This window comes from Synechococcus sp. RC10B2 (assembly GCF_047502635.1).
The window spans coordinates 1-17287 of record NZ_JANSHO010000011.1 but is presented as its reverse complement, the minus strand read 5'-3'; the positions used below and the strand labels follow the sequence as shown (position 1 = coordinate 17287).

Genomic DNA, 17287 nt, shown 5'->3' with positions numbered 1-17287 from the left:
TTGAGGGAAAAAGGATGCGGTAGGCTAGGAGCCGACAGCCCAAATTCAGGGAGAAGGGGTTGGGGATCGAGAGCCATGTCCCAAGTGTACGACTGTGTCATCGTCGGCGCTGGCCCTGCCGGCGGCTCGGCCGCCTATCACCTGGCCAAGCGGGGGCGCTCAGTGCTGGTCTTGGAGAAGGATCCTTTGCCCCGCTACAAACCCTGTGGCGGCGGCGTTTCTCCCATGGTGGCGGCCTGGTTTGACTTCGATTTCAGTCCCGCCATTTCGCTGAAGATCCGGCAAATTCGCTACACCTGGCGGGGCGGGGATCCGGTCGTGGCCGACCTGGATCTGAAAGAGCCGGTATGGATGGTGCGGCGGGAGGTCTTCGACCATTACTTGATCCAGCAGGCGCAAAAGCAGGGGGCAGCACTCCAGACGGAATGTCCCGTCTCCGGCATTGAGTGGCAGAGCGACCGCTGGCAAGTGATGACAGCCACCGGCCCGGTCTGGGGTCGGTATGTGATCGGGGCCGATGGGGCCAAAGGCTCGATGGCCAAGTGGCTCGGCTTTCAAAACCGGCAGCGCCGCCTGGCTGCCGCCCTGGAAGCAGAAGTGCCCGTCTCAGAGCCAAAAACCGCAGCCGCCCATTTCGACTTTGGCGCCGTGAGCAACGGCTACATTTGGAACTTCCCCAAAGCCGATGGCTACTCCATCGGGGCAGGCACCTTTCGGGGTGGCGAAAAACAAAACTTGCGGGAAATCGCCGCCGAGTATGCCCAAAGCTTTGGTGTGGACTTGAAATCGGTCAGGCAGTTTGGCCATCCCATCTGTCTTTGGGAGGGGGATCAACCCCTGCACAGCCAAAATGCCCTCCTGGTGGGAGATGCTGCCTGTGTCGTCGATCCGTTTACCGCCGAAGGGATCCGCCCCTCCCTCCTCACTGGCATGCTGGCAGCGCGGGCCATCGACCAAGCCCTGGCGGGAGATACCGAAGCCCTGGCGAACTACTCCGCCCGCGTGCAGCAGGAGTGGGGCTCAGAGATGCGTTGGGCCAAGCGGATCGCGGCGCTGTTCTACCGCTTTCCGGGCGTCGGCTACAGGGTAGGCGTCAAGCGACCGGGAGCCACTCGGCGCATGGGCCAGATCTTGGCCGGTGAGCTGCGCTACAGCGATGTGGCCAGCTCGGCCATTCGCCAGTTGAGCGCTGGCCTGTTGGCCTAGGCCGGCCGCTGGGAGAGGGGGGCGGGATCGTCGAAGCGCCTGCTGATCAGCAGGCAGTTGCGGCCATCTGCCTGGCGAGTATAGCTCAGGTGGGTGGAGAGAGCCTTCATCAGCCGAATACCCCGTCCCCCCTCGGATTCGACCTCGGCGTCGGGGGGCCTGCTGGCTGCTCGGTTCTGGAAGAATTCCTCCAAGTTGAACTCCTGCCCTTGATCCCAGATGCGCAGCTCCAGCTCCTGGGGCATCAGAACCAGCTCGATATCGATGGGTGTACTGGGAGACAAAGTGCGGTGGGCATGGCGAACGGCGTTGGTAAAGCCCTCCGCCAAGGCCAACTGGCATTCCAACCAGATGGGGCCCGGAATGCCGGCGTCGCGGAAAGACTCAAACCACGTCAAAACTTGGCTGAGAGCATCCAGGGTTGTGTCTACTCTCAGCGCAAAGGTCTGCTTTTCCCCCGACGGGATCCCTGCCGCGTTCAAAATCGAACCCCAAAGCTCAGACTGTTGCCTGGGCCCTCGCCCTCACCAGGGATCGGACCAGTTGATTCTAGACTAAGGCGCTGTTCAAGCCTGCCAACCCCCAACTTTGGGGGGGGCCACTAGGGGGCGATGATGAGATCCACGCGGCGGTTTCGCTGTCTCCCTTCCTCCGTATCGTTGTCGGCCACCGGCAGGGTGGGGCCAAAGCCAGAGGTTGTCCAGCTGATGGGGTGGTCTTCCGGCAACAGGTTAGCTAAGTAGTCTTTCACAGCGTTGGCGCGGCGCAGGGAAAGGTCGAGGTTATAGTTCAAGGAACCGATGTTGTCGGTGTGGCCGTTGACTTGAACGCGGGCGCCGGGCATTTCCCGCAAAGATTTGGCCACTTCTGCTAACAGGGAGGCCGCCTCAGGCCGAATCTCGGCCTTGTCGAAGTCGAAGAGCAGATCGCCCGGCAGGCTAATGGTTCGGGTTCCCACCTGAAAAGAGGTAGGGGTCGGCGTTGCGGTGGGGGCAGGGACGCTTGCTCCCTCCGGGGCGATCTCGGCAGTGGTGGCCGATTCTCGCCTCGGCTCAGGGGCCGCTGCTGGGGAAGACAGCCGTTGCAGCCGCGACTCCAGTTCTTCAACGCGGATCAAAAGCTGGATGGCCTGCTGGCGGAGTTCTCGAATCTCCCTTTCCAGATCCGTGGAGCCGCCGTGATTTGGATTCCCCTTTGGTGAATCTGCATCTGGGCTCACCGCTGGGAGACTGGCCTGGGGTGGAGACAGGGTGGGCAGGAGCGGCGGCGTGTTGGCCTGCGGCTGGGGAACTGGCAGCGGTTGGGTCTGAAGCGGCTGCGGGAGCACCATTCCCGCCCAGATGCCGCTGCCGACCAGGAGGATCCCACTCGAGAGATTGAGAAAGACCGTTGCACGTTCCGATGGGCGGGGCATCGCAGGCAAACCTCTGGCTAGATGGGCGCAGGCGAGGAGCGAAAACCGGGCTCAACTCAACGCCTAGAGTCGATCCTATCCGGCGACCGCAGCTTGCCAAGGGGATTAGGGGCTGCTCAGGCTACCCCTTCCCGCCATCCTCGGCAAAAGCCTAGTCGAAGCTGAGACGGCCCCGATAGCGTCCTATGAGGATCAGGCCGTTGACGGGATCCGCACAATCGACCACAAAAGACGGGAAGCGAGGGTTGTCGCTGATAACTTTTACTCGGGATCCTGACAGGCGTTGCAGCCGTTTGACCCACAGCTCGCCATCCCTCTGAAAGACGTAGATGCCCTCACCCCCCAGCTCTTTTTGCCGTTCGACAAAGATCCAGTCGCCATCTTCCAAGGTGGGAGACATGCTGTCCCCTTGCACCCGAATCAAACTGAGCCCATCCGGGTTCCCCTTCAGATGGGCCCGTAGCCAGTTACGCTCAAAAGCTAGCACCGACTCGATGGACTCTTCCCGCACCAGCGCCCCCGCCCCTGCCGAGGCGACCACATCCACCAGAGGCACGTATACATACTCCGTTTTGGCGTCGCCAGCCTCCAGCCGCGGGGATCCCTCCCCCGTAATCAGCCAACTGAGACTCACCCCCCCCACCTGGGCAATTTTCACGGCCTTGTCGATGCCGGGCACGGATCCCTTGAGGTAACTGCGCAAGGCTGTATCGCTAATGCCGGCCCGCCGCCCAAACGCATAAATGGCCTCATCGCCGATCACCTGTCGCAAACGGTCGGCAAAGGAGGAATCAGAGGAGGTGGACATCGGCTTAACGCTACGGGTTGTGTACAACTAAATTTCTACCACTACCTGTTGACAAGTCAACCCTCGTGAGGGGCAGGGGCTTATGCTGGGTTGGAGGGAAGAGGGCAGGGTTTCCAGTAGTAGGATCTGAGAGACTTCACCTGCTCTGGCTTGCTCCCTATGACCGTCTCAGACTGGAAACGCTGGCTGGATCATTTTCTCATTGCCCTGGTCTTTCTGGTGTTTGCCGGGTTTGTCTGGTTTGTCTTCTCGGTAACGGGAGCTTTCATCGGGATCCCGCTGGGCTACAAACTTTGGCTGCGGCTGTGGTTGCCTTTGTTCCAGCCGGCACTGGGGATCCTGATAGCTGGAGCCCTGCTGAGTGGGGTGTGGGGTTGGCTGGAGAAACGCCACTCCCGCAATCGAGACCATCAGCAGAACTAAAGATCGGGCAGCGCCGGGAGGCGGCAGACTGGCTCTATACTGAAAACGTATCTAAATGTTGAGCACCTGAGGCGGTCTGGCGTCGTGTTTGTCTTATCCGGCTACGAGTATTTGCTGGTCTTTCTGATCGTCTGCGCTCTGCTGCCGGTCTTGGCTCTGGGAGCTTCTGCGCTCTTGGCCCCAAAGCGGCGGGGATCCCTGCGCCGCAGCACCTATGAGTCGGGGATGGAGCCGTTTGGCCAGGCCTGGATCCAGTTCAACATCCGCTACTACATGTTCGCCCTGGTCTTCGTGATCTTCGACGTGGAGACCGTGTTCCTCTATCCCTGGGCGGTGGCCTTTCATCGCTTGGGACTGCTGGCCTTTGTGGAGGCCCTGATTTTCATCGCCATCCTTGTGGTGGGCCTTGTGTACGCTTGGAGAAAAGGAGCGCTGGAATGGTCATGACCTCTAAGGAGCCGGAAGTTTTGTTTCCGGCCTCTCCTCCGCAAGTTACTACGGATCTTTCCAACAATGTTATTCTCACAACGGTAAACGACCTCTACAACTGGGCCAAGATGTCCAGCCTCTGGCCGCTGCTCTATGGCACCGCCTGCTGCTTTATCGAGTTTGCAGCCATGCTGGGCTCCCGCTTCGATTTCGACCGCTTTGGCCTGTTGCCTCGGACTTCGCCGCGCACGGCTGATTTGATCATCACGGCGGGCACGGTCACTATGAAAATGGCCCCAGCGTTGGTCAAGCTCTACCAACAAATGGCTGAGCCGAAGTACGTGATCGCCATGGGGGCCTGTACCATTAGCGGCGGCATGTTCAGCTCCGATTCCTACACGGCGGTGCGAGGGGTGGACAAGCTGATCCCTGTGGACGTGTACATTCCCGGCTGCCCGCCGCGTCCGGAGGCGATCATGGATGCTATTGTCAAGCTGCGCAAGAAGATCGCCGCCGAAGACATGCGGGAGCGGGGCCGCCTGCAACAAACCCACCGCTACTACACGGTCAAGCACAACCTCAAGCCGGTGCCGGAGATCATCACCGGCAAGTATCTGGAGAGCGAGACCCGCCAAGCTCCTCCACCGGAACTGGCGGCGGCTATTGGCCTGCCGGTGCCTCCGGCCTTGCAGACTGCCGACTTCAAGCAGGCGGAACAGCAGCTCAAAGCTTTGCGGGGAGGGATGTGAGATGACAGAGGACAAAGCCCAGCAAAAGCCGTCCTCGACAGCCGAGCCGACAGAGCCGTTGGCGACGCTGGAACGGGGGCCGGTTTCCCAGTTCCTCGCCGATAACGGCTTTGACCATCAGTACCTGGGCAGAGATGCCGCCGGGGTGGAGCTGCTGGAGGTGGAGCGGGATTTTCTCTTGCCTGTGTGTACTGCCCTCTATGCCTACGGCTTCAATTACCTGGAGTGCCAGTGCGGCTACGACCTGGGGGCAGGGCAACCCCTGGTCAGCCTCTATCACCTGATCAAACTGGCGGACGGGGCAGATCGGCCGCAGGAGGTGCGGGTTCAGGTGAAGCTGCCCCGCCAAGATCCGCGGGTGCCCTCGGTGTACTGGATCTGGAAGTCGGCGGACTGGCAGGAGCGGGAGACCTATGACATGTACGGCATCATCTTTGAGGGACACCCCAACTTGAAGCGGATCTTGATGCCGGAAGACTGGATTGGGTGGCCGCTGCGCAAGGACTATATCACGCCTGACTTCTATGAGTTGCAGGACGCTTACTAGGGGGGATCCCTTAACCGGCTGAGCAGCGTTCGCAGGACGTGAGAGAAATGTGGCCTTTTTTGCTCTTGGCAATCTACGCAGGGGGAGTTTGGTACTCAGCCCGCAAGGCGGATCGCATCTACTCAGGCTCTGGAAAGTGGGCGGTGTCGGCCCTCTGGCCACTGCTGCTCTTGACCAACCGCCAGTTTCGCCAAAATTGGCGTCGTCCCTTGAACAAGTGAGTCTATCCCCATTGGTAAGCCCTTCTAGGCAAGACTTAGGCTTGGGCAATCCGGATTTGCCCTTGTCGCCCTCGCAGGCCGACCGGAGGTTGCCAGAGCTGATCGGCAGCCGCATTCGCGCCCGAGGACCCGTGACCTTTGCCCAGTTCATGGAGTGGGCCCTCTACGAGCCAGGTCTGGGTTACTACGAGCGGGAGCATCTCCCCCTCGGCTGGGACTATCGCACCTCCCCTCACTTGGCGGCGGATTTTGCCCAACTGTTGGCTGAGCAGATCTTCCAGTTCTGGCACATTTTGGGATCCCCTCCCCATTTTGCGGTGATTGAGATGGGGGCGGGCAGCGGGCGCCTGGCCGAAGATTGGCTGGCCTATGTGTGCTCCAATTGGCCCGACTTCTGGCAAGCCCTGGAGTACGGGATCCTCGAGCGCTCTGCTTTTTTGCGGCGGCTACAGCAGGAGCGCTTGGCCGGCTATGGCGAGAAGGTGCGCTGGCTAGAGTGGGACGAGATCCCAGATGGTTCGGTAACCGGCTGTTTTTTTTCCAACGAGCTGGTGGACGCCTTCCCAGTCCATCGGGTGCAGGTGCAGGCGGGGGCCTTGCGAGAAATCTACGTGGATTGGGCGGAGGGGGAGGGCTTCCGAGAAGTGTTAGGGGATCTCTCTACGCCCGCGCTGGAAGCGTACTTTGCCCGCCTGGGGATCCCGATTGCCACCTATCCCTCCGGCTACCAAACGGAGGTCAACCTCAAGGCCCTAGAGTGGCTCCAGCTTCTGGCCCGCAAGCTGCGGCGGGGCTACGTGCTCACCCTTGACTACGGCCACACCGCCCAGCGCTACTACAGCCCCCAGCGCTTCCAGGGCACGCTCCTGGCCTACCGCCAACACGGCACCTACGCGGATCCCTATGTCTGGGTGGGATCCCAAGATCTCACTGCCCACGTGGACTTTACCACCTTGCAGCAGGTGGGGGAGTCTCTGGGGCTCAAGTGCCTGGGCTTCACCCAGCAGAGCTGCTTTTTGGTGAACCTGGGATTGGCGGAAAGGCTGGCCGCCCTCGGCCAAGTTGGCGACGAGGGGGGGGATCTGGGCCAGGTGTTGCAACGGCGACATGCCCTTCACGCTCTGCTGGATCCGCTGGGGTTGGGGAGCTTTGGGGTGTTGCTGCAGGCCAAGGGCTTGAGCGAGGCGGAAGCGGCCCAGCCGCTGCAGGGCTTTGTCGAGCCGGAGCTACACTTATGAACCTCACCTTTTGGGTGGGCCTATCGGCTGCTGCTCTGACCACTGCCAGTTTCTTCCCGCAAGCCTGGAAAACTTGGCATAGCCAAAAGGCGGACGATTTTTCTTGGAGCTACCTGCTGCTGTTTGGGGCAGGGATCCTGATGTGGGATCTGTACGGCCTGTTGCGCCAAGATGCGGTCATCCTGCTTGCCAACACGGTAACCCTGGCGCTGGTGGGAGTGATTATCCTAACCAAACTGAGAACCTCGGCTCGCTAGGGGGAGAGGGGAGTTGCTCTGCATCTGGCCTGGGTTTTAGGCCTTGCTTGCCTAGAACTCCTCCTGACTAAGGGATCCAGGCCAGTGCGCTGCTGCTCAGCGGCAGGCGGCGACGGCTGTTGGGGATCGGCAGCCCATCTTGCAAGTCCACCAGCCACACTTGCCCGCTGCGGATCGCTTGCCCAGTGCGGCTAAAGGGGGCCCAGGGATCCGGGATCTCCTCTTGCAAGGGCTCCAAAAGCGTGTAGGCCAACAGGCGGCCGTCAGGGGAAAGGCTGAAGTCCAGCTCAAAGGGATAGTCGGCCCGCCCCACCTCTACGGTCTTGCCCGCCGGGGCCGCGCCGCCGCTGCCGAACACCACTGCCAGCAAGCGGGGGGACTCGGTGTAGGCCAGAGATGCCAACGCGCCCTCACCAACAAACTCGGCCTCGCTGACCAAGCCGTAAAAGACGGGTGCCCTCGGCGAAAAAGCTCCTTTGGTTACGGATCCCTCGGTAACCCAAATCTCCTCGCTGGTGCCGGTATTGCTGACGATAAAGAGGCTGCGGGTGTAGTCGGGATTGAAGCGCAGCAAAGCCCCGAAAGCCCCATCGGGACGGATGGCCAAGGTTTGGCCGAACTGGGCCAAAAAGCTCTCCGCTGCCGCCCGCGGCTGCAAGGGCACAATCCCCACCCCCTGCCCCTGGGAGATGAGCAGGCTGCTCTCATCAGGGCTGATGAAAAAGTCTCCCCCCAAAGCCGTATCCAGATCCAGCCGCTCAAAGGGATCCCGGCTCCTTTTCTGGATCCACAGTTCCGTCTGGACGGGAGCCAGGGGATCCCGTTGCAGGGGGATCCGCTCCGCTACCACCAGCTCCCCCGTCGGCGAGACCTGGAAGCGCAGGTTTTGGTAGCCCTGGTGGTCCAGCAGCAACCGGGAAGACAGATCCTCCAGATCCAGGCGGTAGAGATCCTGCTGCTGGATGGTGCTGGCGGTGGCAAAGTAGTAGACGAAGCGGCCATCGGCGCTGGGCTGCATCTGGGTAACCTTCAGCCCCGCCGGCGTCAGCAAAGTGGTGGATCCCGTCTCCAGGTTAAAGAGCAACAGCCGCCCCCGTTGGTCTGCTTCCGTGCCGATCCCCAACAACTGCCGATCCGGCGTGCGAAACTCGCCCTCAAAAGGCCGCGCCATGGGCTGGCCCCGCTCATCCACGGCTGCCTGCAGGCGCACCCGGTAGGTCTGGCCGTAGGGGGCCGGCTCTGTCAGCGTCCAAAAAAAGCGGCGGCCCAGCTTGCGCATCCGGCCCGGCAGAGGCGGCTGGATCTCCAGGTTGGCCGCAACGCTGTCCGCATCCATAGGGCGGTTGAAGGTCAGCACCATCTGCAGTTCCTGGGATCCCACCCGCTGCTGTTGCCAGTTAAAGTCCCGCACATAGGGGGCCGTGTGGTTGCCCAGCAAAAATAAGATCACCCCAACCGCCAAGTTGCAGAGGGTGATCCCGGCCACCCAGCGATCCAGGGGCTGGGTCAGCCCTCGCTGCAGAGCTGCATAGAAGCGACGTGCCGGCCAGGCAGACATCCGAGTCGTACAGTTTTCGACCTCTCAAACCAGATTAAGACACTTCCCAGGCACTCCGCGCCACTGCCCTCACCCCCAACCCCTCTCCCAGAGGGAGAGGGGAGTTGGGATTGGTCGGGAACGGGAAAACGGCTCTACTGCAGCATGACGAATAGAAAGTCTTCCAACGCCGTCAGGAAGGTCAGCACCTCGTCAGTTGCCTGTTCTTCCGTCAGGGATCCCAACTCGACGACCCGCTGAATCAGCTTTGCCACCGGAGTTGGCCCCTGCAGCAGCGGGGCCAGCCATTTCACCTTCTCGGCAGGGATGCGGATCCGCCCGTGGGTGGCCCCTGTCCACTGCATTTCGTAGGTGCAGTTCTCTTGCAGGGCCTTGTTGTACTCCTGGTGGAAGCGAGCGTTGTCCATCAGCAGGGGGTTGAATTGCACGGATCCCGCCAACCAATCTGCATCCGTCCAAGGTAGCACCAGGGAAGAGCCGGCGTGCTCGGCCCAAAAGTCGATGAGGCGATGGGCAGGCCGGATCAGCTCGTAGAGGTGCAGCCGCTCCATGACGCTGAGGGTTTCCAGCCGTTGCCGCACAAACTCCGGCACTTGCTTAAAGAGAGACTCCAGCGACCAGTCGGGCATATCCACCAGGCTTAAAAAGCCCAACCCCGCCTGCTGCAACATGCCAAACACCTCGGGGATCGTGAATCCCTTGTCGTTGGAGAGCAGATAGTTGTTCATGATGGCGGCATCTTCGGTATAGCTGGCCGGGTTCCACAGCACCGCCTTGGCCACCTCTTCCTGCAGGGATCCCATGAACTCCCGCACATGTTGCGCCCCCACCGCCGGCGGGACGTCGAATTGCCCCACCTTTTGCAAAGCTGCCTGCAGGCGGAGAAACACCTGGCGTTGGCGGCGGCTGTGGAGATTGGCGCGAATGATGCCCTCGGGCTTGAGGACTTTTTTCATCGCCCGCAAGCCCTCAGTGGGATCCGCCAACAAATACAAAACATCGTTCAGGCTGATGAAATCGAACTGGATCCCCAGGCGATCCAGCTCCAGCACGTTGAGGACGTAGCACTGGACATCGGTGAAGCCGTGGTGCCGCAGGCGTTCCTCGGTGAGCTTGACCGAAGCCGGCGACAGATCACAGGCCACGATCTGGGCGCCCGGATTGGCCTCCGCCATCATCAGCGTCTCCCAGCCGGAGCCACAGCCGGCGTTGAGCATCACCTTGCCCTCGGACGGGACGAGGGCGTGGGTGCGTAGGTACTGGGCGGTGGTATAGCTCATCTTGAACATCTCCCCCAGGGCATTGCGGGCCGACTGCGAGAGGGGCACGTTGGGGTAGGGCAGAGCCTCGTAGAGGCTGAGGGCCCGGTCTGCAGCCGAGAGGGCGGATCTGGTCATACGCAGAGGAAAAGCTCAACAGAGAGCGAGAGAGCGGTCGATGCAAAGGCAGGATGAATTTATGATTGAGTGTAGCCGTTGAGGGATCCGCTCAGAACTGGCTATGACTGCTGCTGCTTTGCCCCGTCGCCGCTCCCGTTTCTCCCTGGCAGGCACCCTGGCCGCCGTGGGCGGGGCGCTGCTGTGCGGGATCCTGGTGGTGCGGCTGCAGGTGCCGATGCTGGAGCGGATCAACCTAGAGGCCCTGGAAAATGCCGAGGCCCGCAAAAACCGCAACATCGCCCTGGCCACCACCCTGGGCTGGCTGGGCTACCGCAACCTGGGCGCCTCCTGGCTGTGGCTGGAGCTGATCCAGTACTACGGCGACGCCCCTGCTCGTGCCCAAACCGGCTACGGCCTCGCCTACGAGTACTTCGACCACATGCTGCGACTGGATCCCAACTTTTTCTTGGGCTACCGGCTGTCTAGCTTGGTGTTGGCCTATCGGGCCGGCCAGCCGGAAAAAGCTGTCGAGATTTTGGATCGCGGCCTGCAGCAGTTTAACCCCCAAAACAATCCCGACGCCTGGCGGCTCTACGTGGATCGCGCCTTGATCAACTTCATGTTTTTGGGGGATGCGGAAGCGGGCCGCCGCGACTACTACCAAGCTGCCGCCTGGCGGGAACAGGTGGGCCTGCCCGGCGACGACTTTCGCCAACTGGGGGACAACATCGCCCGCAGCCCCCTCAGCCGCCGTTCCCGCTTCGATGTCTGGCTGAGCGTGTTCAATGCCACCAGCGACCGGGATACCCGCCAGTTTGTTCTGGAACAACTGACCCAATTGGGGACGGTGCTGCGGACGCTGCCCACCGGCGAGATCGAGATTCTCCCACCTCCTCTGCCCGATTTTCCCGAGGAAGAGCCCTACCGCTTGCGCCTGTAATTCCAATCCCCTAACTGGGCAAAGATTGCGCTCTAGGGTTGTGACGTTGCCCCAAGAGGTGAGCTAAACTCTAACCCAAATTGTCATCCTGGAAGCCGTCTTCTTCACAGGACCGATCCCTGCGTCAGAGAATCTGCTCTCTCTGGCGCAAGCGAAGTGTTGCTCCCGCTGCCTCTCCTCGAAGAAGGGGCGGCTATCGTTCTTGCTTCCGGTTCGTGAAGACGCTCCAGGCTTTCGGTAAGTTCCCGCAGCTTCCCCATTTCTTATTATTTCTTAACTTTTGTTGTTCTGCACAATAGGAGTGATCCCCATGGCCTCAAGAACTTCTCTCCTGATGATGGCGGCTGTCCTTTCGGGCAGTTGGTTTGTCCTCCCTGCAGCGGCCCAATCTTCTGGGACAGCGCGAGTACGGTCGGTGGTGGATGGGGACACCTTTTGGGCAGACTTGAACGGCAGGCCAACCCGTTTTCGTCTTGCCTATGTGGATGCCCCAGAGCTGACGCAAGGGCGCTGGGGGCGGCTCTCGCAGGAAGCTTTGCAAAGCCTGCTGCCGCCGGGATCCCTGGTGCAGGTGGATACTCTCTACGTCACGCCAGAAGGGCTGCACATTGCCCAGGTGTACAACGCCGAGGGTTTGGTGAATTTGGAGATGTTGCGCCAGGGGCAGGCGGTGGTTTATGAGCGCTTTTTGTACGGGGCCAACCGGGAGCGCTACTTGGAAGCTCAAGAATTGGCCCAGGCGGCGCGACGAGGTTTTTGGCAGCAACGCAATCCGGTGATGCCCTGGGAGTTTCGGGAGACAGCCGCGCAAACCTCAGCCTTTGCGGGATCCAACGTTTTGGACGGCTCCTTCCTGCGGGAAAACCCGGCAGCGGCTGCGGGCGTGGGCATTGCCACCGCGGTGGTGATGGTGGGCTTGAGCAAGCTGCTGTGGAGAAAGCCCAGCCGGCAGAGGGTGAGCATCCGCCAGATGGAGCGGGATCTCAAACAACTGCAGCGCAGCCTGGCCACAACGCTGGCCAGCCGCAAGCAACTGGAACGGCAGTACGATCAACTGCTGCAAAAGGCCGAGGATTGGTTTGTCAGAGCCCAAAAGGCCAGCCAACATGACCAGGACGAGCTGGCGCGCCAGGCTTTGGTGCAGCGGAACCAACACATGAGTGCTGCAGAGGCGGTTCGCAAATCTTTGGATGAAGTTGAAGCGCAGGCGGCAACCCTCCGCGAAGGCATTTCTCGCCTGGAAAGCCAGATCGCGCTGGCCAAGCTGGAACGGGAGATGAACAACTAAGCCTGGGGCGGCGGCTTAAGATGGGGGAGCATCTACCTAGTGAGCCAACTGGCAATGGCGATGAAGGCAAGAGTATCCCCTCTTTTAGCTGCCCTGCTGTTGGTGCTGCTTTGGCTTGGGATCCCCCTTGGATCTGAGTCAGCGAATGGGGCAGCGGCGGCGAGTGCCAAGATCGATCCTGAGATTGACCGGCTGTTTGAGGAAGCCTTTGCTGCCACCAACCGGGGAGATTTTGCCCGGGCAGAGGCCTTTTGGAGCCAATTGTTGCAGCGCCAGCCCGACAACCCGGCCCTGTGGAGCAACCGAGGCAACGCCCGCGTCAGCCAGAACCGCTTGCAGGAGGCTTTGGAGGACTATGCTGAGGCCATTCGCCTGGCTCCCAACGCACCAGATCCCTATCTAAATCGGGGGACGGCTTTGGAGGGGCTAGGGCGCTGGCAGGAGGCCATTGCCGATTACGAGCGGGTGTTGCAGTTGGATCCCAACGATGCGGCAGCCTACAACAACCGGGGCAATGCCGAGGCAGCGCTGGGAGAGTGGCAGCAGGCCCTGGCCGATTACCGTCGCGCCACGGAGCTGGCTCCTGACTACGCCTTTGCCCAGGCCAACTACGCCCTCTGCCTTTATCAGGTGGGAGAAACGGAAGCTGCCTTGCGCCTGATGCGGGCTTTGGTGCGCAAGTACCCGAAGTTCCCGGATATGCGGGCTGCCCTCAGCGCTGTTCTTTGGGTGCAAGGCCGGCAGGGAGAAGCAGAAAGCCAATGGGTGGCTGTGCAAGGGCTGGATCCCCGCTATGCCGACCTGGAGTGGGTGAAAACCGTCCGTCGTTGGCCACCGGCGATGGTGGCAGCCCTGGAGCGCTTCCTTTCTCTGCGTTGAAGAGCTGTCAGCAGACTCCCCTGCAACTCTGGATCGCAGCAATTCTTAATCTCATCTCAATTGAGAGGAGACATCGATCCTAGAAAGGAAAAGCCCCCACGACTCCCTCAAAAGAGGAAACGGGGCGGGCGCAGTGCCTCAGTCTAAATCGAAATAACAACATTGCCATCTTTGAGTTATGGTTTCGGACTTGGCTCTGCGCATTGGCGAAGCGGTTGCTAGGGATCCCCGCAGCCAGAGGCTCAGGTTGCAGCCTGTCTGGGGGGGCGGGGATTGCCTAAATTGGGATCAGGACAACTGAGGATCCCGGCAGCCAGCTCAACCCAAGCCCAAGAGAACGCGAAGGGATCCCGACGGTTTCGATAGACTGTGAGAGGGACAGTGTAAAAAATTGCTTCCTCGAGCTTCCTCCCGCTCTGCTGTGTTTCAGTTCTATCGCGGCGTGTGGTACTGACGTGAGTGCAATGGCCTTTTTCTCTCGCTATTCTTTCCTCTCTCCTGGTTGGAGGAGGGCACTACGAGCTCAGGGGAGCTGGGCAGGGCTGTTGCTCATGGCTCTACAGCTTGGGCAGCCCGCCGTGGCTCAGACAGAGACCCAAGTTTGGAGTGGCACTGGCCAGATCTTGAGCGGTCAGGGGCAAGGGGCCACGGTGCAACTGGTTCTGGAAACCGGTGGCGGACGCATTTGGACGCAGTCGGGGCCGGCGTTGGATGCGCCCTTTTCCGGCGGGCAGATTTCGGTTACCAGCGGCGACGGCACCTGGCAGATCCAACCGCAAGGGGATCAGTTGCTGGTGACCTTTTACCGCGGCGAGCAGATCATCCGCTGGCAACTGCGCCCCGTCGGCGAGGTTCCAGCCTCTTCTCCTCCTGTGCCATCCAGCTCCTTGATCGGCGACACCGCCCAACCGCTGGCTCTGCCTGTGCAAGAGCTGGTCGTTCCCATCCAGAATTTGCCTAACAATCGCTGAGGGATCCCGCGGGCAGGTCTCCCGGTTCAGAACATAAGTAAACTACCCGGCTCCGACCGCCCCCCGTATACGGGGGGCAGGGGGGCGGGGGGATTGAGGGGGGCTGGTTTACAGCAGCCCCCAAAAGCGCAATTACATTTGCCCCGTTGTAGTCTGCGTCCCCTTCCCAACCACAAGCCGGGTTGACACAACGGAAGCGCTTCCTTTCCCGTTGCCCAATCCACAGGCACTGGTGGCAGGTCTGTGAGCTGTAGGCAGGCGGCACCAACACAACCCGGATCCCTGCTCTTGCTGCCTTGTACTGCACAAACTGCCGCAACTGGTAGAACGCCCAACTATTCGACCGCCGGCGCTCCGTCTTGCTACGCGGCTGTTGGTTGACACGCTCCCGGATCCCGGTCAGGTCTTCCAAGGCAATAAAGCTGTGGGTTGCCTGCACCCTCGACACAATCGCTTTGGAGATGCAGTGATTAACCCAGGTTTGGAAGCGTCTCTCCCGGCCAGACAACCGTTGCAAGAGCTGCCGGCACCGCCGCCGACTAGACCTTGTGCCCTTACTGGCCTTGCGTTGGAGAACCGCTCTCAACCGGGAGTAGTGGTCTCTGACCCGGCTCAACTGCTGTCCACTCCAGTTATCCCCCTCTGAGGTGTGTGCAATATCTGTTCTGCCCAAGTCCACTCCAATCGCCTTGGGGGTGTTCTGGGGCTCCGGCAGGTCATGCTCGACGCAAATCTGGATGTAGTAGGAACCGTCCTGCCGTTTGACCAGGGTGGCCGCTTTTGGGTGGGTGCCGGCCAGCATGCCCCGTTGGTAGTTACCCATGGCCAGCTCAAACCGTTCCTGCCCCTCAACCGTAGTTAGCGATACCGTCCAGTCTTTTTCACGGAACGAGAAGATGCGGGCATCGTAGGTGACGAAGCCCGCCTTGAACGCCTTGACTGGACGGTTCTTTTGCTTGGCAACCTTGCGCGACCCCGCCACCCGCCTGCATACCTGCCCCGCCAGATTACTGGATAACCCAAAGCGAGCGCGTATCTCGTAATAGCAAAGGGAATGGAGTTTGACTGCGTTAACGACTTTCTCTGGTGTGCTTTGGTTGACCCAGTTCAGTGCCTGCGCAAAGGCGTCCAGAGTCGCATCCAACTTGGCGGCCTGCGCCTCAGACACCTTGAGCTTGCAGGAGATAGTCAGGGTTTGGGTCATACTGTTACTGTACCTTATGGGAACGCATTCCTCCCAGCCCTGACCGGCCCGGCCCCCGGCCCCCCACTCCCCCCGTATACGGAGGGGATATAGGGGGGTACAGGGCGGGTCTCCTGCGGTTTCTAGATGAAGGGATTAGGGGTGCTCCTGCTTTGCCTGTTGCCAGAGGGCCTCTAACTCCGCGAGGGTGAGTCTTTGGAGAGGGGAGGCTTGGCCGCTGCTAGGCAATGCCGCTTCTGCTGGTTGCCGCGCCAGCTCTTCCAGGCGCAAAAAGCGGCAGGCAAAGCGCAGGTTGGTTTGGGTCAAGGCCTGTGCGGCATCCAGCCCATACCAACGGCCCAAATTGACCAGAGCAAACAGCAGATCCCCCAACTCGGCTTCTTGTCGCGCCGGGTCAGGGGGATCCCGTTCCAGCTCTCGGCGCAGTTCGGCCTCTTCCTCGCGCACCTTGGCCCAGATCCCCTCCACCGTCGGCCACTCAAATCCTGCTCCCACCACCTTTTGGGAGATCTTCAGGGCGGCCATCAGGGGGGGCAAACTTTCGGCGTAGTGGAGCAGTTTCTGGCCGAGGGTTTGCTGCGGCTGTTCCTTCTGCTTGATGTCTTCCCAGGAGCGGTGCAACTCAGAAAGGCTGGAACTATCTGACTGCGGAGCCTCCCCAAATACATGGGGGTGACGGCGGATCAGCTTATCGGCAATCCGCGCGGCTACAGTTTCCAGGTCGAAGTGGTTTCGCTCGGCAAAGATCTGGGATTGCAACACCACCTGCAGCAACAGATCCCCCAGCTCTTCGGCAATCGCTGCCGGATCCCCGGCCCGAATGGCCGCCACCGTCTCGTAGGCTTCTTCGAGGATATAGGGAGTGAGCGACTCAGGCGTTTGGGCGCGATCCCAAGGACAGCCGTCGGGGGCGCGCAACTGAGCCACAATTGCCGCCAAGCGGCTGAGGTGCTGTGCAGACGCAGAGCGCTCCAGATAAAGATGGGCAAAAGAGCCTGTGGCCCGCGGATCCCAGCTTTGCAGCGTCAGGGGGCCGCCCACTATCTGCAAGTCTTCTGTGAGCAAGGTCAACGCTTGGACAGGGGCGCAGACCTGCTGTAAAAAACGACGCAGCTCCGCCGGATCCTTCTTCCCGCAACTTTTCAGCAGCAGGGATCCCTGCCCAGCCGCAGACCAGCGGGCCAGATGCTGTTGCCAATCGGGCTCAAGGCTATCCAGCGTTTGGAGCATGGTCGTAGGTGCGGCCCAAATCCAGAAGGCGCCTGAGCTGCTCGAGATCGATGAAACTCAGCTCCAAAAGGATCATCAGCAGCGGCCCCTGCTGGCGATGCTGCAGCTTTTTGGCCAAGCTCAGCTGCGAGCGGTCAATGATGCCCGCTTCCAACAGGTATTCTTCAAGGACAGGAGGGGGAATGGGATCTAGCATAGTCGTTTCACAGCGCTGAGAAGGACAAGTGGGAAAACTGAGAGGATGACAGACTAGTGTAATCATTCTTAACACTCTTACAGAGCTTCCGCAAAGATCTGGCCGGCAACTAAGCCAAGAGGCAGTAAGCCAGGTTTGCCGAGCGCAGCTCCGCCAGGCGATCCCTCCCGTTACCGGGACAGATGGGATCTCTGTATCCAAGAGCACAAAAAATGGATTCAGTGAGGTCAATGTATAATAGCAAGCTCGCTGCCGATTGACAGTGCCCTGATGAGCCGATTCTCTTTCCCCGACGAAAAGTACAGCCTTTTAATTTAAAATAGGGTACAGGTATTCAAGAGGAAGGAGAG

General features: G+C 60.6%; 20 protein-coding genes. 12 read left to right on the top strand and 8 right to left on the bottom strand.

What is annotated here, in order from left to right:
* The first annotated feature begins 75 nt into the window (after nucleotides 1-75).
* Nucleotides 76-1206, top strand: a complete 1131-nt coding sequence (locus tag NW855_RS01825) for a geranylgeranyl reductase family protein (protein WP_414402465.1) — start codon at nucleotides 76-78, stop codon at nucleotides 1204-1206.
* Here NW855_RS01825 and NW855_RS01820 read toward each other — a convergent pair.
* The 3 genes from NW855_RS01820 to NW855_RS01810 form a co-directional block, all read right to left on the bottom strand.
* Nucleotides 1203-1688 (bottom strand): ATP-binding protein, encoded by a 486-nt coding sequence (locus NW855_RS01820; RefSeq protein ID WP_011430807.1) that lies wholly within the window; start codon nucleotides 1686-1688, stop codon nucleotides 1203-1205. The genes NW855_RS01825 and NW855_RS01820 overlap by 4 nt on opposite strands.
* Nucleotides 1689-1807: 119 nt before the next feature.
* Nucleotides 1808-2620 (bottom strand): OmpA family protein, encoded by an 813-nt coding sequence (locus NW855_RS01815; protein ID WP_228375265.1) that lies wholly within the window; start codon nucleotides 2618-2620, stop codon nucleotides 1808-1810.
* Nucleotides 2621-2771: 151 nt separating this feature from the next.
* Nucleotides 2772-3428, bottom strand: coding sequence for an XRE family transcriptional regulator (locus NW855_RS01810; RefSeq protein WP_011430809.1), 657 nt, complete (start codon nucleotides 3426-3428; stop codon nucleotides 2772-2774).
* A gap of 159 nt (nucleotides 3429-3587) precedes the next feature.
* Between NW855_RS01810 and NW855_RS01805 the strand changes: the two genes are divergently transcribed.
* The 7 genes from NW855_RS01805 to NW855_RS01775 all read left to right on the top strand — a co-directional run bounded on the left by NW855_RS01805 (nucleotide 3588) and on the right by NW855_RS01775 (nucleotide 7292).
* Nucleotides 3588-3851 carry a hypothetical protein gene (locus NW855_RS01805; protein WP_414402466.1) on the top strand — a complete coding sequence of 88 codons (264 nt, stop codon included), beginning with the start codon at nucleotides 3588-3590 and terminating at the stop codon, nucleotides 3849-3851.
* An 84-nt stretch (nucleotides 3852-3935) separates the two neighbouring features.
* Entirely contained in the window at nucleotides 3936-4298 is a 363-nt protein-coding gene (gene ndhC, locus NW855_RS01800; protein WP_011430811.1) for a photosynthetic/respiratory NAD(P)H-quinone oxidoreductase subunit C, read from the top strand.
* A complete protein-coding gene (locus tag NW855_RS01795; protein ID WP_414402467.1) occupies nucleotides 4289-5029 on the top strand; it encodes an NADH dehydrogenase subunit K in 741 nt (246 codons plus the stop codon). The genes ndhC and NW855_RS01795 overlap by 10 nt, the downstream gene beginning before the upstream one ends.
* Nucleotide 5030: 1 nt before the next feature.
* A complete protein-coding gene (locus NW855_RS01790; protein ID WP_011430813.1) occupies nucleotides 5031-5576 on the top strand; it encodes an NAD(P)H-quinone oxidoreductase subunit J in 546 nt (181 codons plus the stop codon).
* 47 nt (nucleotides 5577-5623) lie between these two features.
* Nucleotides 5624-5797 (top strand): hypothetical protein, encoded by a 174-nt coding sequence (locus NW855_RS01785; RefSeq protein ID WP_011430814.1) that lies wholly within the window; start codon nucleotides 5624-5626, stop codon nucleotides 5795-5797.
* A gap of 62 nt (nucleotides 5798-5859) precedes the next feature.
* The gene (locus tag NW855_RS01780; RefSeq protein ID WP_049749829.1) at nucleotides 5860-7035 is read left to right on the top strand and encodes a class I SAM-dependent methyltransferase; all 1176 of its coding nucleotides are present in this window, start codon (nucleotides 5860-5862) and stop codon (nucleotides 7033-7035) included.
* Nucleotides 7032-7292 carry a SemiSWEET family sugar transporter gene (locus tag NW855_RS01775; RefSeq protein WP_041438445.1) on the top strand — a complete coding sequence of 87 codons (261 nt, stop codon included), beginning with the start codon at nucleotides 7032-7034 and terminating at the stop codon, nucleotides 7290-7292. Before NW855_RS01780 ends, NW855_RS01775 begins: the two co-directional genes overlap by 4 nt.
* 67 nt (nucleotides 7293-7359) lie before the next feature.
* Here the strand turns inward: NW855_RS01775 and NW855_RS01770 are convergent, their stop codons facing one another.
* Both NW855_RS01770 and NW855_RS01765 read right to left on the bottom strand, forming a co-directional pair.
* Nucleotides 7360-8850: an Ig-like domain-containing protein gene (locus NW855_RS01770; RefSeq protein WP_011430817.1), complete on the bottom strand. Its 1491-nt coding sequence runs from the start codon at nucleotides 8848-8850 to the stop codon at nucleotides 7360-7362.
* Between the two features lie 134 nt (nucleotides 8851-8984).
* Nucleotides 8985-10247, bottom strand: a complete 1263-nt coding sequence (locus NW855_RS01765) for a class I SAM-dependent methyltransferase (RefSeq protein WP_011430820.1) — start codon at nucleotides 10245-10247, stop codon at nucleotides 8985-8987.
* 103 nt (nucleotides 10248-10350) lie between these two features.
* On the opposite strand from NW855_RS01765, the gene NW855_RS01760 reads away from it, so the two are divergent.
* From NW855_RS01760 to NW855_RS01745, 4 genes are all read left to right on the top strand, one after another.
* The gene (locus NW855_RS01760) at nucleotides 10351-11169 is read left to right on the top strand and encodes a hypothetical protein (protein WP_011430821.1); all 819 of its coding nucleotides are present in this window, start codon (nucleotides 10351-10353) and stop codon (nucleotides 11167-11169) included.
* 310 nt (nucleotides 11170-11479) lie between these two features.
* Complete coding sequence (locus tag NW855_RS01755; protein ID WP_011430822.1) at nucleotides 11480-12457, top strand: PspA/IM30 family protein; 978 nt, start codon at nucleotides 11480-11482, stop codon at nucleotides 12455-12457.
* 60 nt (nucleotides 12458-12517) lie between these two features.
* Nucleotides 12518-13336 carry a tetratricopeptide repeat protein gene (locus tag NW855_RS01750; protein ID WP_011430823.1) on the top strand — a complete coding sequence of 273 codons (819 nt, stop codon included), beginning with the start codon at nucleotides 12518-12520 and terminating at the stop codon, nucleotides 13334-13336.
* A gap of 578 nt (nucleotides 13337-13914) precedes the next feature.
* On the top strand, nucleotides 13915-14307 hold the full coding sequence (locus NW855_RS01745; RefSeq protein ID WP_143596971.1) for a hypothetical protein: 393 nt from the start codon (nucleotides 13915-13917) through the stop codon (nucleotides 14305-14307).
* Here NW855_RS01745 and NW855_RS01740 read toward each other — a convergent pair.
* From NW855_RS01740 to NW855_RS01730, 3 genes are all read right to left on the bottom strand, one after another.
* Nucleotides 14294-15511 (bottom strand): RNA-guided endonuclease InsQ/TnpB family protein, encoded by a 1218-nt coding sequence (locus tag NW855_RS01740; protein WP_414402468.1) that lies wholly within the window; start codon nucleotides 15509-15511, stop codon nucleotides 14294-14296. The genes NW855_RS01745 and NW855_RS01740 overlap by 14 nt on opposite strands.
* 135 nt (nucleotides 15512-15646) lie before the next feature.
* On the bottom strand, nucleotides 15647-16741 hold the full coding sequence (mazG, locus tag NW855_RS01735) for a nucleoside triphosphate pyrophosphohydrolase (RefSeq protein ID WP_414402469.1): 1095 nt from the start codon (nucleotides 16739-16741) through the stop codon (nucleotides 15647-15649).
* Entirely contained in the window at nucleotides 16722-16937 is a 216-nt protein-coding gene (locus NW855_RS01730) for a DUF2949 domain-containing protein (protein ID WP_041438447.1), read from the bottom strand. The genes mazG and NW855_RS01730 overlap by 20 nt, the downstream gene beginning before the upstream one ends.
* Between the last annotated feature and the right edge of the window lie 350 nt (nucleotides 16938-17287).